This window comes from Nocardiopsis sp. MT53 (genome assembly GCF_019598965.1).
In the GTDB taxonomy this organism is placed as follows: domain Bacteria; phylum Actinomycetota; class Actinomycetes; order Streptosporangiales; family Streptosporangiaceae; genus Nocardiopsis; species Nocardiopsis changdeensis.
The window spans coordinates 6,524,272-6,538,153 of the sequence record NZ_CP080599.1 but is presented as its reverse complement, the minus strand read 5'-3'; the positions used below and the strand labels follow the sequence as shown (position 1 = coordinate 6,538,153).

Below are 13,882 nucleotides of genomic sequence, written 5' to 3'. Positions count from 1 at the left end.
ACAACATGTATACATGGTGCATCCACCGAGTGCAAAGGTAGGGTGGGAAGGTGGAAGAACAAGCGAACAGCGGAAACCCCGGCACCGTAAGGCGTTCCGCGCGCGAACGCGCCTACGAATGGATCGGCGAGGCCATCCTTTCGGGAAGGTACGCCGAGGGGCAGTTCCTCGACGAGGTGGCGCTGGCCGGCGAGGTCGGCACCTCGCGCACTCCCGTGCGCGAGGCCCTCCACCGGCTTCAGGCCGAGAGCTTCGTGGAGCTGGTCCCGCGCCGCGGCGCGCAGGTCCGTGTCGTCACCTCCACCGAGATGAAGGAGATCTACCAGGCCCGTTTCGTCATCGAGTCGCACGCCGCGACGGAGATCTGCCGGCACCGGCGCGGGGCCCCCGCCGACGCCCGCGGGCTGATCGAGGCGATGGAGGCCGCCGGGCGCGAACGCGACTGGAACACGATGGCCCGCCTCGACCAGGCCTTCCACGGCTCGATCGTCCGCCACCGCGGCAACGCCGTCCTCGCCGAGATGTACGAGGCGATGCGCCCCCGGCAGGTGCGCCTGTCGGTGCGGACCATCACCGAGGCCCCCGAGCGCCTGGACACCATCGAGCGCGAGCACCGGATGATCGCCGACCGGCTGGCCGAGCACGACGGCGAGGCTGCCGTGGCCGTCCTCGCCACGCACCTGCGCGAGGTCCCCGAGGTCGTGCGGGCCTTCCCCGGCTGACGGCCCCGCCCGCGGCGGGGGACACGCCCCGGACCCCACCCGGCAGCTCGCGGGCGCGCGGCCCGATCCCGCGACACGGCCCCGCGGCGTGCCCGCGAACGGCCCGGCTCAGGGGACCGGGCGGCCGGCCGCCCGGTAGTCCCGGGGCGGCGCGCCCAGCAGGGCGGAGAAGGCCGCCGAGAACGCCGCCGGGCTGCCGTACCCCAGGTCCGCGGCCACCCGGGCGACGGGCTCGCCCCGGTCCAGCGCGGGCAGCGAGCGCAGCACACAGGCGCGCCGCCGCCACCGCGCGAACCCCATGCCGGTCTCGGCCCGGAACAGCCGGTGCAGCGTCCGCTCGCCCACGTGCAGCCGCGCCGCCCACCGCGCGGGCGGGTCGTGCACGTCGGGAGCCTCCAGGAACTCCTCGCACAGGGCCCGCAGCCCCTCGTGGACCGGCAGCGGCAGGTCCAGCGGCAGCGGGACCAGCCGCCGCAGCTCGTGCAGCAGCAGCCCGACCAGCGCCCCGTCCCGCCCCCGCCCGTCGTAGTGCGGCTCGATGTCCACCGCCTCCGACACCAGGGCGCGCAGCAGCGGCGACACCTCCACCACCTGGCAGCGCTCGGGGAACCAGGGGACCGCGGCCTGCTCCAGGTACAGGCTCCGGGTGCTCACGCCCTCCATCGTCACCTCGTGGGCGGTCCCGGCCGGGACGAGCACGGCGCGCTGCGGCGGCACCGTCCACGCGCCGTCCCCGGTGCGCACCCGCATCACCCCGGTGGCGCCGTACAGGAACTGGGCCCGGCGGTGCCGGTGCCGGGCCAGCACGAACCCGGGCGGGTAGTCCGTGCCGATCGCCAGGACCGGCCGGTCGATGTCCTCCACCTCGGAGACGGGGATGTTGCGCACGGCACCGGACCCTACCGGTCCGGCCCGCCGTGTCCGTTCGGCGATCGTTCCTGTCGCTTCACCGAATGCGCGCCACCCGCCCCGCCCGTACCGTGGAGCGGGTGCTCACCTCCTTCCTCCTGCTCCTGGCCCTGGGCTGCCTGAGCGGCCTCACCACCGTGGCCTTCGGTTTCGGCGGCGGCTTCGTGACCGTCCCGGTCGTCTACGCCGTCACGGCGGCCCGGGGCGGCCCGGAGGCGGACGCCATGGCCGTGGCCGTGGCGACCTCCACTGCCGTCATGGTCGTCAACTCCTCGGTCGCCACCTGGGCCCAGTACCGGGCCGGGCGGCTGCGCCGCGAACACCTGTGGCCGCTGGCCGCCTACATCGGCCTGGGCAGCGCGGCCGGGGCGTGGGCCGCCACGCTGGCCGGGGGCGAGGTCCAGCACGTGCTCTTCATCGCCTACCTGGTGGTGACCATCGCCGACAGCCTGCTGCGCAGGGGTTTCCTCGCCCGCCCCGCGGGGGAGGCGCCGCGGACCCCCGGCCGCGCGTCCACCCCGGTGGTCGGGGCGGGCATCGGCGCGGTGACCGGCTTCCTGGGGGTGGGCGGCAGCGTCATGACCGTCCCGCTGCTGCGCCGCCGCGGGCTGCCCATGCTGGAGGCCACCGCCATGGCCAACCCGCTCAGCCTGCCCGTCGCCCTGGCCGGGACCGCGGTCTACGTGCTGCTGGGCAGCGGCGGGGCGGGGGCCGGGTACGCCGGGTCGGTCGACCTGGTCGCCGCGGGGCTGCTGCTGGCCGGTTCGCTGCCCGCCATCGCGGTGGCCCGCCGCCACGTGGGCCGGGTCCCGGACCGCGTGCACGCCGTCGCCTTCGTGGTCCTGCTCGTGCTCGCCCTGGTGGCCGTGCTCCTGGTCTGAGGCGGGCCCTCAGCCCCCGGCGGCGTCCAGCACCTCGAACCCGAACCCGGCGGCCCGCAGCCGCCCGATCAGGGCGTCGCCCATGGCCGTCGCCGGGGTCACCTGGCCGCAGGTCGCGGGCAGGTCGTCGTACAGCAGGCACAGCGCCGACTCCGCGAGCATGACCGAGGTCCCCGCGTACCCGGGCTCGGGACCCGACACCCGCGTGTACACCCGGTGCCCGCCGCCCCGGCCCGCGAAGTGCACCGTGAACCAGCCCGCGGCCAGCTGCTCGGGGGTGGGGCCCTCGCCGGGGGCGCGCAGCGCCAGCAGCCGCTCGCGCAGCGGGGGCACCCGCGCCGCCGCGAGCAGCCCGCCCACGCCCGCGACCGCCGCGGCCGCACTGGCCGGGCGCAGGAACGCCGCGTAGTGCCCGTAGGAGAAGTCCGGCCCGTACCGCTCCGACGCGGCCGCCGACCGCACCACCACCTGTGGGTCCAGGGACGGCATCGGCAGCGTCCACCCCCGGGCCAGGCGGGTGCGCGGCACGCCCCGCCGGTCCACGCGCACCCGCCGCCCGGCGGGCGGCTCCTCCTGCAGGCGCCGCTCCCGGGCCGCCGCCAGGGTGCGGCCGGGGTCGGCGAACGCGCCCAGCAGCGAATGGAGGGTCCCCCCGGACGGGGTGCCCTTGGCCCGCACGAACCCCTCGACGTGCAGCGGCACGCCCTCGGGCAGCCGCTGCACGGTGAACAGGGCGCCCAGGTCGTGCGGGACGGAGTCGAACCCGCAGGCGTGCACGATCCGCGCCCCGCTCTCCACGGCGGCGGCGTGGTGCTCGACGTACATGCGGTCGACGAACTCCGGCTCCCCGCACAGGTCCAGGTAGTCGGTGCCCTCCGCGGCGCAGGCCGCGACCAGGGGCGCGCCGTGGACGGAGTAGGGGCCGACGGTGGAGACGACCGCCCGCGCCGACGCGGCCATGGCGCGCACGGATCCCGCGTCGTTCGCGTCGGCCACCAGCAGGTCGGGCGGCGGGGTCCCGGGGGCCTGCGCGGCCAGGCGCTCGCGCAGCGCGGCGAGCCTGTCCCGGTCGCGCCCGGCCAGCGCCCACCGCGTCCGGGCGGGCAGGTGCGCGGACAGGTATCCGGCGGTCAGCGCGCCGGTGTACCCGGTCGCGCCGAACAGGACGAGGTCGTGGTCGCGTTCCACCGTGACTCCCCGGGATCGGTCGGCTGCGCCGCCCAGTCTGGCAGCGGGCGCCCGGGCCCGCCGCACCGGCCCGCCCGAACCCGTGCGGCGGCGCCCGGCGGGCCCGGGGCCCGGCTCAGACGAGTCCGGCCAGGAGCGGGATCTGCTCGGGGTCGGACAGGGCGGAGCCGACCGCCACCATGCGCGCTCCGGCGCCGAGGTACTCCCGCGCGTTGTGCGCGTCCATACCGCCGGTGGCCACGATCCGCACGTCGGGGAAGGGCCCGCGCATGGCGCGGAACCACTCGGTGCCCAGCGCCGTCGCGGGGAAGGCCTTCACCCAGCGCCCTCCCGCCCGCAGCACGCCCTGCACGTCGGTCGGCGTGGCCACGCCGGGCAGGTGGGGCATGCCCGACCCCTCCGACGCGGCCATGACCTCGGCGTCGAAGCCCGGCGCGACGGTGAACGCGGCCCCGGCGCGGGCCACGGCGCGCACCTGGTCGGGGGTGATCACCGTGCCGGCCCCCACGGGGTGGCCGAGTTCGGCCCCGGCCCGGACGGTCGCGCGCAGCGCCTCCAGGCCGGCCTCGTCGCGCGCGGGCACCTCGATCGCGGTGACCCCCAGCTCCCACGCCCGCCGGGCCAGCGCGACCGTGGTCTCCACCGGCATGCCCCGCAGGATCGCCAGCACGCGGTGCCCCTCGAACAGGCCGTCCAGGCCCTCGTCACTCATCTGCTCCTCCTCCCGCGGCGGCCGCGGCCGCCGCAGCGCGCTCGGTCCACCGCTCGTCGGGGACCGCCAAGAGTTCGTCCACCAGCCGTGCCGGGGGAGGGGCGGCCAGGTCGCCCGCCACCCGCAGGACGCGCCCGGCGCACAGGTGCCCCAGGCGCAGGCGCCCCCGGGCGTCGAGGCCCCGCAGGCCCCCCGCCAGGTACCCGGCGGCGAACGCGTCGCCCGCGCCGACCGGCTCGACCACCTCCACCGGCGGCGCCGGCACGTACACCTCGCGGTCGCCCTCGAATTCGGTGGCGCCGTTCCCCGCGTCCTTGACCACCAGCCGGGGCGGTTCGGGCAGCAGGTCGCGCACGTCGCGGGCGGTGGGGGTGCCCCACAGCGCCTCGGCCTCGTCCCGGCCGACGAAGATGGTGTCGGCGAGGCGGGCCAGGGCCAGGAGGCGGGGGGCCGCCTCGCCGGGGCCCCACAGCCGCGGCCGGTGGTTCACGTCGAAGCTCACCGTCAGCGCGGGGTCGGACAGCAGGCTCTCGGCGAGGGCGTCGCACCCCGGGGAGAGCGCCGGGGTCACCCCCGACAGGTGCACCGCCCCCGCGGCCCGCACCAGCGGGTGCCCGGCGTCCTCCGGGCCGAGCGCCGACCCGGCCGACCCGGCCCGGTAGTAGTGGACGGTGCTCCCCGTCGGCGCCGCGTCCTTGGCGAACAGGCCCGTGGGGCGGTCGGGGTCGACCCGCACGCCGGACACGTCGACGCCCCGCTCCCGCAGGCCCTCCACGACGATCCGCCCGAAGGGGTCGTCGCCCACCCCGCCCAGCCAGGCGGCGCGGTGCCCGAGGGCGGCCAGGCCGCACGCGACGTTGGACTCGGCGCCCGCGACGCCCATGGACAGCAGCGGGGACCGGTCCAGGGGGAGCGGCTCGGCCGCGGTGAGCAGCAGCATGGTCTCACCGACACAGGTGATCTGCGGTGTCACGGGTTCCCTCCGAAAGCGCGGGCCGGCGGTGCGGGGACGTCGGCGGGGACCGAGAAGACGGCGCCGTCGCCGGGGCCGGGGCGGGCGAGGCCGGTCGAGGCGGAGGTGACGAACAGCCTCGGCTCGGGGGCCTCGACGACGCACACGCTCGTGGGCTGGGAGGCGGGCAGCTCGACCACGCGCTCCAGGGCCCCGTCGGGGTCGTAGCGGTGGACCCGCCCGGCGCCCCACACCGCGACCCACAGGTGCCCCTCGGCGTCGACCTGCATCCCGTCCGGGCTCCCGTGGTCCGTACGGGCGAAGACCGTACGCGGTCCGGGCTCGCCGTCCGCGGACACGTCGTAGGCGTCGATGCGGCCCGCGGCGCTGTCGGCCAGGTACATGCGGGTCCCGTCGGGGGTGAACGCGGGCCCGTTGGGCACGGTGTAGCCCTCCAGGACCCGGGTGACCCGGCCGCCGGGGTCGGCGCGGTAGAGCGACCCGGCGCCGGCGGTGCCGTCGTAGGCCATCGACCCGGCCCAGAACCGGCCGTGCGGGTCACAGCAGCCGTCGTTCATCCGCATCGGGGTGGCCGCGCCGTCCTCGGGGCGGGCCAGCCACTGTGCCACGCGGCCCCCGGACAGCAGCGCCACGCCGGTGCCCGCCGCAGCGACGTACGCGCCCGGCCGGTCCCGGACGGGCGCCACCGCGCCCAGCGGGACGTCCAGGGCGGCGACCGTCCCGGCGGGTCCGGGCTCCCGGGGGTCCAGCCGCAGGAGCCGGCCGGTGAGGATGTCCACCATCAGCAGGTCGGGGCCGTGCAGGCGCAGCCCCTCGCCCAGTTCGAAGCGGTCCGCGCTCCACGGTTCGACCGTCATGTGCTCCGCCCCCCTCACCATTCCGCGAAGGAGCCGTCGGCGTGGCTCCACACCGGGGGACGCCACCGGTGGCCGGTGCGGTCCGCCCGCCGCACGGCGTCCTCGTCCACCTCCACGCCCAGGCCGGGGGCCTCGGTGCGGTGGATGTGCCCGTCCGGGAACGCGAAGACGCCGGCGTCCAGGACGTAGTCGAGCAGTTCGGCGTCCCGGTTGTAGTGGATGCCCATGCTCTGCTCCTGGATGAGGAAGTTGGGCGTGGCGAAGGCGACCTGAAGGCTGGCGGCCAGGGCCAGCGGCCCCAGCGGGCAGTGCGGGGCCAGCAGCGCGTCGTAGGTCTCGGCCAGGGAGGCGATCCGGCGCACCTCGGAGATCCCGCCCGCGTGGGAGAGGTCGGGCTGGGCGACCGCGATGCCCGCCTGGAGCGCGGGCAGGAACTCGCTCCGGCCGAACAGCCGCTCGCCGGTGGCGATCGGCACCGGGCTGCTGCGCACCACGTCGGCGAGCAGGTGCCCGTACTCGGGCAGCACCGGCTCCTCGGCGAACATCGGGCGCAGCGGCTCCAGCAGGGGCAGGACGCGGCGGGCGGTGGCGGCGTTGAACCGGCCGTGGAAGTCCACGGCCACGTCCCGGTCCGGGCCCAGCACCTCGCGCACCCCGGCCAGCCGCTCGACGATGCCGTCGATCTCCCGGACTGTGGCGGAGCGGCCCACGATCCCGGCCGCGTTCATCTTGACGGCGGTCAGCCCCGACTCCACGCGCTCGGCGACGGCGTCGGCCAGCTCGGCCGGGTCGTCCCCGCCGACCCAGCCGTACACGCGGACCCTGTCGCGGACCGGGCCGCCCAGCAGCCGGTGCACGGGGACGCCCAGGCTCTTGCCCGCGATGTCCCACAGCGCCTGGTCCAGCCCCGCGACGGCGCTGGAGAGCACCGGGCCGCCGCGGTAGAACGCCGCCTTGGTGAGGCGCTGCCAGTGGTGCTCGATGGGGCGGGGGTCCTGGCCCAGCAGGAGGTCGGACAGCTCCCCGACGGCGGCCCGCACGGTCTCGGCCCGCCCCTCCACCACGGGTTCGCCCCAGCCGACGACCCCCTCGTCGGTCTCCACCCGGCACATCAGCCACCGGGGCGGGACCAGGAAGGTCTCGATACGGGTGATCTTCACTGCGGTCTCTCCAGATCGTCTTCGTGCGCGTCGTCCTCGGTGACGCGGAGCAGGTCCTCCCGGGCCTGGGCGAGCAGGGAGCGCATGGCGGCCTCGGCCGCGGCGGGGTCCCCGGCGGCCACGGCGTCGGTGACGGCGCCGTGGCTGGGCACCGGGTCCTTGTGGGCGCCCCCGTGCACCAGGCGGTCGCGCTCGGACAGCCCCGCGGCGAAGAAGACGTCGGTGCGGGTGAACAGCTCGTTGTGCGTCGCGGCCAGCAGGGCGCGGTGCCAGCGCAGGTCGGCGCTGACGGCCTCCTCGGCCGGGCCGTCGGCGGTCAGGGCCATCTCCTCCAGGGCGGCCCGCAGCTCGGCGGTGTCGGCGTCGGTGCGGCGCACGGCGGCGAGCCGGGCGGCGGCGGGCTCCAGCGCGTCGCGCAGCTCGGCCAGGTCGCGGAAGAAGACGTCGCCGGCCCCCGCGGCGATCTGCCACCGGACCACGTCCGGGTCGAGCAGGTTCCAGTCGCCGCGGGGGCGCACGAACGTCCCCTTCTTCTGCCGAGAGCCCACCAGGCCCTTGGCCGCCAGGACCTTGATCGCCTCGCGGATCGCGGTGAGGCTCAGGTCGAGCTCGTCGCTGAGCGCGGCCAGGTCGATCGTCTCCCCCTCGCCGATCCGGCCGGAGAGCACGCGCTCCCCCAGCAACCGCACCGTCTGGCCGTGCACACCGCGCCCCGAGTAGGCCGCCATCACATCCTCCGTTCCGGGCGCCTTACGACGACGCCTTGTAGATACTCCACCCTCCGTCGACCGGCAGGCTCGCGCCGGTGACGTAGGAGGCCTCCGCGGAGGCGAGGAAGGAGATGACGGAGGCGACCTCGCCGGGGTCGCCGAAGCGGCCCGCCGCGGTCTGCTCGACGCTGGCACGACGGTCCTCCTCGCCCACCCCCTCCCAGGCGGCGGTGAGCACGGGGCCGGGCAGCACGCAGTTGACGCGCACGCGCGGCCCGTACTCCACCGCCAGCTGGCGGGTCAGGGCGGTGAGCCCGCCCTTGGTGGTGGCGTAGGCCGGACGCCCCGGGAGGCCGAACCAGGCGTGCACCGAGGAGGTGATGACGACGCTGCCGCCGCACGCGGACAGGTCCTCCAGGCAGGCGCGCACCCCCAGGAACGCGCCGGTGAGGTTGACCGAGAGCTGGCGCTCCCAGGAGGCGAGCGAGGTCTCGTGGGCGGGCGCCTGCTCGAAGGTGTACGCGTTGGAGACCAGGACCCCCACCGGCCCGAAGGCGGCGCGGGCCCGGTCCACGACCCGGGTCCAGGAGGCCTCGTCGGCCACGTCGGCCCGCAGCGCGAGGGCCCGGCCGCCGCGGGCGCGGATGCGCTCGGCGGCCTCCTCCACGGCGGGGGACAGGTCGGTCAGCACCACCGAGGCGCCCTCGGCGGCCAGGCGGGCCGCGGTGGCCTCCCCGATGCCCTGCGCCGCACCGGTCACCACGGCGGTCGCCCCCGTGTGCCTGCCGTCCGTCATGCTCACTCCGTTTCCTGGTCGGTCGGTGGGTGCGCCCGGCGGGCGCCGGTCCCCCCGGGGCGCCGGTCCGGTCACCGCTGCTCCGGGGCGAAGTCCACGTCGGTCGGGGTGTCCGCCCCGGCCCCGGGGACCGGGGCGTCGAACCGGACGGGCTCGCCGGGCAGGGCCCGCGCGAGCTCGGTGCCGGACGCCCGGTGCACGAGGGAGCCGGCCCGCAGGGCCGTGAACGTCCCGGCCAGGCGGGCGGGCGAGGTCCCCGGCCCGGCCCAGTGGGGCACTTCCCCCCAGAAGCCGTCCGGGGTCACCCCGGCGACGGGCCCCGTGCCCGTGCCGAGGCCGAAGGCGATGGTCAGGGCCGTGGCGGCGCCCGGCGCCAGGTCGGTGAGGGGGCCCAGCGCCTCGACCTCGGTCACCCGGTCGACCGGGCACAGCCCGCCCAGGTGCTCCAGCGGCCGCTCCACCGGCGCCTCCAGCCACACCTCGGCGCGCGACCCGGAGTCGGGGTACTCGGCCTCCCCGTGCACGGCGAAGCGCTGGGTCAGGGTGCCCGCGGCGCCCACGTGGGCCAGCCACCCGGTCGCCGTGGGGAAGCCGACCTTGCCCACCACGTCCTGGGCGGGGACCCGCAGGACGCCGGGGGCGTGCCCCAGGACCTCCGGGTTGCCGTTGCCAGCCACGAGCGGGACGGTGTGCGGGCCCGGCCCGCCCACCCCCACGAACACGCCGCCCGCGTCCGGGCCGGCGCCGGAGCCGTCGATCTGCGTGACGTTCCACAGCGCCCACCGGCGGGCGGTGCCGGAGGTGTTGGCCGCCTCCAGGTCCAGCCGGAACCCGGCGGTGCCGGGCTCCAGGGTGATGCGGCGGCGCAGGCGCAGCCCCGACCGCGGGTCGTCCCCGCTGGTCAGGGTGAGCACGGCGGAGCCGTCGGGGGCGGTGACGGTCTCGGCCGTGTAGGCGCCCGAGTCCAGGACGGGGTCGGGGGGACCGGCCCACTGGCCGGGCCCGTCCCACCCCTGGGGCGCGGGCCAGGTCTTGTCCCCGCCCACGTTGTTCCACACGCTCATCGGCCCGTCCACCGGGCCGAGCTCCACGCCCTCCACGGGCCGCAGGTCCGCGTCCAGCAGGCGCGGGTTGCGGTACAGGTGCTCGCGGCCCCCGAAGCGCACCGACAGCAGGCGCCCGCCCAGGCCGGGGGCGGCCGTCAGCCGGACCGCCCCGTTGTCCAGGACGATCCGCTCGTGCGCCCCCGCGCCCTCGCGGCGGACCCCGACGCCGCTCACGCGGCCTCACCGTTGACCAGGCACACCTTGCCCCGACTCTCGCCCGCGGCCAGCCGGTAGGCGGCGTCCGCCTCGGAGAGCTCGAAGCGGTCCGAGACCACCCGCTCGGGGGACAGGCCCCAGCGGACCAGGTTGACCGACAGCTCGGCCATGGCGGGCAGCGAGGTCACCCACGACGCGTACAGGGTGAGCTGCTTGTGCAGCAGGGTGTCCGACACCTCGGTCTCCAGGGTGCCGCCCTCGCCCACCAGGGACACCCGGCCCCACTCGGCCGCCCCCTCCAGGGCGAGCGAGCGGCCCGCGCGGGAGCCGGAGCAGTCGATGGCGGTGGCCGCGCCCCGCCCGGCGGTGACCCGGCCGATCTCCTCGGCCGCCTCCTCCGGGGAGGCCACGGCGTCGAAGACGTCCAGGGACCGGGCCCACTCCCGGCGCCTGTCGGCGGGCTCCACCCCGATGACGCGGGCGGCGCCCATGCCGCGGCCGATCATGCCCGCGGCCAGCCCGACCGGGCCCAGGCCCACGACCAGGAGGTCGCCGTCGCCGTTGACGCCGATGCGCCGCAGGCCCTCGTAGGCGGTGCCGAACCCGCAGGCGATGAGCGCGCCGTCCACGAAGGACAGCTCGTCGGGCAGAGGAACCAGGGTCGACTCCTCCGCCAGCAGGTACTCGGCGTGGCCGCCGTCGCGCTGCCAGCCGTAGGAGGCCCGGCCCGGGTCGGTGCAGCTGATCATGTAGCCGCGGCGGCAGTTGTCGCACAGCCCGCAGCCCGCGATGTGGTAGACGATGACCCGGTCGCCGGTGCCGAACCGGCGGCACCCGGGGCCGGTCCTGACGACCGTGCCCGAGGGCTCGTGGCCCGCCACGACGCCCCGGTAGGCGGGGCCGTCGATGCCGCGGTGCGTCTTGTGCTCGCGGTAGATGTAGCCGATGTCGCTGCCGCAGATGCCCGAGGCGCCGACCCTGAGCAGTACCTGGCCCGGTCCGGGCTCGGGCACGGGCAGGGTGTCCACGACCGCGGTGGAGTCGCCGGGCAGGCGCACCCCGCGCATGGTGGCGGGCAGGGGACCGGAGTCCTTCGTGTTCACTGTTGTTCCCCCCGTTCGGGCTAGGCGAGCCGGTTGGCGGCGCTGCGCCTGCTGATGACGACGTTGATCAGGACGGCCCCGACGATGATGAGGCCGCGCACCACGTCCTGGAAGAAGGAGTTGACCCCGAGCAGGACCAGGCCGTTGGCGATGACGGTGATGAAGACGACGCCCAGGAAGGTGCCGCCGAGCGAGCCGCGCCCGCCGGCCAGCGCCGTGCCGCCGATGACGACGGCGGCGATGACGTCGAACTCCAGGCCGGCGGCGGCGCCGCCGTTGCCCGAGCCCAGGCGGGCCGCCAGCAGCACCCCGGTGATCGCGGCGAGCAGGCCGGTGGTCGCGAACAGCAGGACGCGGACCCGGGTGACGTTGAGGCCGGCCAACTGGGCGGCCGCCGCGTTGCCGCCGATGGCGTAGACCGAGCGCCCGTAGGCGGTGTACTTGGCGACGTAGGCGAAGACGCCGAAGAGGGCCAGCATGACGAGCGCGGCGGTGGGGATGCCGAGCACGGACCCGCCGAGCACGTCGAGCAGGGCGCTCTCGGGCAGCGGGACGGGCAGCGCGTCGGTCATGTACAGGGCCATGCCGCCCAGGACGCTCCACAGCCCCAGCGTGGTGATGAAGGACGGCACGTTGAACCGGGCCCTGAGCCACCCGGCGAGGGCGCCCCACAGCACGCCCATGGCCAGGGTGACCAGGATGGCGCCGATCACGCCCAGGTTCCACTCGGTGGCGCCCGTGGCGACGATGACGGACGCGAAGGCGACGGCCGGGCCGATGCTGATGTCGATCTCCCCGGCGATGATCACCAGGGTGACGCCCCAGGCCGCGATGCCGATGGTGGCGGCGTTGCGCAGCAGACCGAGCTGGTTGTCCAGGCTCAGGAACCCGGAGGCGGTGAGCCCCAGGACGATGTACAGGAGCGCGATGGCGGCCAGGAGGCCGATCTCGTTGAGGCGGTGGCCGTGGCGGCCGATGAAGTCGCCGCGGGCAGGGACCGCCGCGCCGGTGACCTTGGTGGTGGTGGTCATTGCTACCTCGCCGTTCACGCCGCCATCGCGGCGGCCATGATGTTGTCCAGGGTGATGTCTTCGCCGGTGAACTCGCCGTGCAGGCGCCCCGCGCGCAGGGCCAGTACGCGGTCGCACACCAGGGGGAGCTCCTCCAGTTCGCTGGAGACGAAGAGGACGGCCGCGCCCTGCTCCGCGAGCTCGCGGACGATGCCGTAGATCTGCGCCTTGGCCTCCACGTCCACGCCGCGCGTGGGCTCGTCCAGGAGGAGGATGCGACTCCCGGCGTGCAGCCACCGGCCGATGACGGCCTTCTGCTGGTTGCCGCCGCTGAGGTTGACGATCGGGGTGTCGGGGCCGGCGGCCTTGATCGACAGCCGGTCGATGAGGTCGCGGCCGATGGAGGACACCCGCGAGGGCAGCACGGTGCCGGCCCGCGAGGCGCCCCCGAACCAGGTCATGACCATGTTCTCGGAGACCCCCAGCAGGGGGACCACGCCCTCGCCCTTGCGGTCCTCGGGGGTGATGCCCACGCCCAGGCGCCGCATGGCGCGCGGGGTCGGGCGCGCCACCGGCGACCCGTCCACCTCCACGGTGCCGCTGGAGGGGGCGAACCCGGCCAGCGCCCGCAGGAGCTCGGTGCGCCCCGAGCCCATGAGGCCGCCCAGGCCCAGGACCTCGCCCGGGTACAGGTCGAAGGAGACCTCCTCGACCTTGGGCGGCACCGACAGGCCGCGGACCGCCAGCAGCGGTGTGTCCCCGGTGCGGGTGCGGCGCTTCGGAGGGGCCTGTTCCTCTCCGCCGCCCTCGCCCAGCATGAGGGAGACGATGTGCGCGGTCGTGGCGCCCCGTACGGGGACGGTCTCCACGACGGCGCCGTCGCGCATGACGGTCACGGTGTCGGCGACGCGGCGGATCTCGTCCAGCCGGTGGCTGACGTAGATGACCCCCACCCCGCGCGAGGCGACGCGGGCGACGGCCTCCAGCACGGTCTCGGCCTCGGCCGCGGCCAGGGCGCTGGTGGGCTCGTCCAGGATGAGCAGCCGGGGCCGGGCGCGGAAGGCGCGGGCGATCTCCACGAGCTGCTGCTGTGCCAGCGGCAGCTCGCCGACCCGGGTGCTCGGGGGGATGTCGACGCCGAGTTCGGCGAAGACCTCCTCGGCGCCCGCGCGCATGGCGGCGTAGTCGATGCGGCCGCGCCCGCCCGGCCAGGAGCCGAGGTAGAGGTTCTCCGCGGCCGACAGCTCCGGGACCAGGCTCAGCTCCTGGTAGACGGTGCCCACGCCCAGTTCGGCGGCCCGGCGGATGCCGCCGCCGGCCAGCGGGGTGCCGCCGATCTCGATGTCGCCGCTGTCGGGCGCCTCCACACCCGACAGCAGCCGGATCAGGGTGGACTTGCCCGCGCCGTTGCGCCCGAGCAGGGCGCGGACCTCTCCGGCGCGGATCTCGAAGTCGGCGCCGTCCAGGGCGGTGACGCCGGGGTAGCTCTTGGTGGCTCCGCGGACGCGGGCCACGACCTCGGTGTCGGGCGCCGCCGCGGCTGGGGTGTCGCTCATGGGTGCTCCACGGGTGGGACGGGACGGGCGGTGGGACGGGGGC

General features: G+C 76.3%; 14 protein-coding genes. 2 read left to right on the top strand and 12 right to left on the bottom strand.

Annotated features, from left to right (window positions below):
- Nucleotides 1-50 precede the first annotated feature (50 nt).
- Nucleotides 51-722, top strand: a complete 672-nt coding sequence (locus tag K1J57_RS29385) for a GntR family transcriptional regulator (RefSeq protein WP_220561944.1) — start codon at nt 51-53, stop codon at nt 720-722.
- Nucleotides 723-830: 108 nt separating this feature from the next.
- Here K1J57_RS29385 and K1J57_RS29380 read toward each other — a convergent pair whose 3' ends face one another.
- Nucleotides 831-1,610, bottom strand: coding sequence for a helix-turn-helix transcriptional regulator (locus K1J57_RS29380; RefSeq protein ID WP_220561943.1), 780 nt, complete (start codon nt 1,608-1,610; stop codon nt 831-833).
- 65 nt (nt 1,611-1,675) lie between these two features.
- On the opposite strand from K1J57_RS29380, the gene K1J57_RS29375 reads away from it, so the two are divergent.
- On the top strand, nt 1,676-2,512 hold the full coding sequence (locus K1J57_RS29375) for a sulfite exporter TauE/SafE family protein (protein WP_220561942.1): 837 nt from the start codon (nt 1,676-1,678) through the stop codon (nt 2,510-2,512).
- A 9-nt stretch (nt 2,513-2,521) separates the two neighbouring features.
- On the opposite strand, the gene K1J57_RS29370 is transcribed toward K1J57_RS29375, so the two are convergent.
- The 11 genes from K1J57_RS29370 to K1J57_RS29320 all read right to left on the bottom strand — a co-directional run bounded on the left by K1J57_RS29370 (nt 2,522) and on the right by K1J57_RS29320 (nt 13,839).
- Nucleotides 2,522-3,700 carry a trans-acting enoyl reductase family protein gene (locus K1J57_RS29370; RefSeq protein ID WP_220561941.1) on the bottom strand — a complete coding sequence of 393 codons (1,179 nt, stop codon included), beginning with the start codon at nt 3,698-3,700 and terminating at the stop codon, nt 2,522-2,524.
- A 115-nt stretch (nt 3,701-3,815) separates the two neighbouring features.
- Nucleotides 3,816-4,412: a bifunctional 4-hydroxy-2-oxoglutarate aldolase/2-dehydro-3-deoxy-phosphogluconate aldolase gene (locus K1J57_RS29365; protein ID WP_220561940.1), complete on the bottom strand. Its 597-nt coding sequence runs from the start codon at nt 4,410-4,412 to the stop codon at nt 3,816-3,818.
- Complete coding sequence (locus K1J57_RS29360; RefSeq protein WP_220561939.1) at nt 4,405-5,385, bottom strand: sugar kinase; 981 nt, start codon at nt 5,383-5,385, stop codon at nt 4,405-4,407. The genes K1J57_RS29365 and K1J57_RS29360 overlap by 8 nt, the downstream gene beginning before the upstream one ends.
- Entirely contained in the window at nt 5,382-6,242 is an 861-nt protein-coding gene (locus K1J57_RS29355) for an SMP-30/gluconolactonase/LRE family protein (protein ID WP_220561938.1), read from the bottom strand. Before K1J57_RS29355 ends, K1J57_RS29360 begins: the two co-directional genes overlap by 4 nt.
- 14 nt (nt 6,243-6,256) lie before the next feature.
- A complete protein-coding gene (gene dgoD / locus K1J57_RS29350) occupies nt 6,257-7,402 on the bottom strand; it encodes a galactonate dehydratase (RefSeq protein ID WP_220561937.1) in 1,146 nt (381 codons plus the stop codon).
- Entirely contained in the window at nt 7,399-8,130 is a 732-nt protein-coding gene (locus tag K1J57_RS29345; RefSeq protein WP_220561936.1) for a FadR/GntR family transcriptional regulator, read from the bottom strand. Before K1J57_RS29345 ends, dgoD begins: the two co-directional genes overlap by 4 nt.
- A gap of 22 nt (nt 8,131-8,152) precedes the next feature.
- Nucleotides 8,153-8,908, bottom strand: coding sequence for an SDR family NAD(P)-dependent oxidoreductase (locus K1J57_RS29340; RefSeq protein ID WP_220565865.1), 756 nt, complete (start codon nt 8,906-8,908; stop codon nt 8,153-8,155).
- Nucleotides 8,909-8,979: 71 nt separating this feature from the next.
- Complete coding sequence (locus tag K1J57_RS29335; RefSeq protein WP_220561935.1) at nt 8,980-10,188, bottom strand: DUF4380 domain-containing protein; 1,209 nt, start codon at nt 10,186-10,188, stop codon at nt 8,980-8,982.
- Nucleotides 10,185-11,273 carry a zinc-binding dehydrogenase gene (locus tag K1J57_RS29330; RefSeq protein WP_255646685.1) on the bottom strand — a complete coding sequence of 363 codons (1,089 nt, stop codon included), beginning with the start codon at nt 11,271-11,273 and terminating at the stop codon, nt 10,185-10,187. Before K1J57_RS29330 ends, K1J57_RS29335 begins: the two co-directional genes overlap by 4 nt.
- 20 nt (nt 11,274-11,293) lie before the next feature.
- Entirely contained in the window at nt 11,294-12,304 is a 1,011-nt protein-coding gene (locus tag K1J57_RS29325; protein ID WP_220561934.1) for an ABC transporter permease, read from the bottom strand.
- A gap of 14 nt (nt 12,305-12,318) precedes the next feature.
- A complete protein-coding gene (locus tag K1J57_RS29320; protein ID WP_220561933.1) occupies nt 12,319-13,839 on the bottom strand; it encodes a sugar ABC transporter ATP-binding protein in 1,521 nt (506 codons plus the stop codon).
- Nucleotides 13,840-13,882: the final 43 nt, after the last annotated feature.

Coding starts and splice junctions, on each gene's coding strand:
- K1J57_RS29375 (WP_220561942.1), top strand. CDS start 1,676: ATGCGCGCCACCCGCCCCGCCCGTACCGTGGAGCGGGTGCTCACCTCC.
- K1J57_RS29365 (WP_220561940.1), bottom strand. CDS start 4,412: ATGAGTGACGAGGGCCTGGACGGCCTGTTCGAGGGGCACCGCGTGCTG.
- K1J57_RS29355 (WP_220561938.1), bottom strand. CDS start 6,242: ATGACGGTCGAACCGTGGAGCGCGGACCGCTTCGAACTGGGCGAGGGG.
- K1J57_RS29345 (WP_220561936.1), bottom strand. CDS start 8,130: ATGGCGGCCTACTCGGGGCGCGGTGTGCACGGCCAGACGGTGCGGTTG.
- K1J57_RS29340 (WP_220565865.1), bottom strand. CDS start 8,908: ATGACGGACGGCAGGCACACGGGGGCGACCGCCGTGGTGACCGGTGCG.
- K1J57_RS29325 (WP_220561934.1), bottom strand. CDS start 12,304: ATGACCACCACCACCAAGGTCACCGGCGCGGCGGTCCCTGCCCGCGGC.
- K1J57_RS29320 (WP_220561933.1), bottom strand. CDS start 13,839: ATGAGCGACACCCCAGCCGCGGCGGCGCCCGACACCGAGGTCGTGGCC.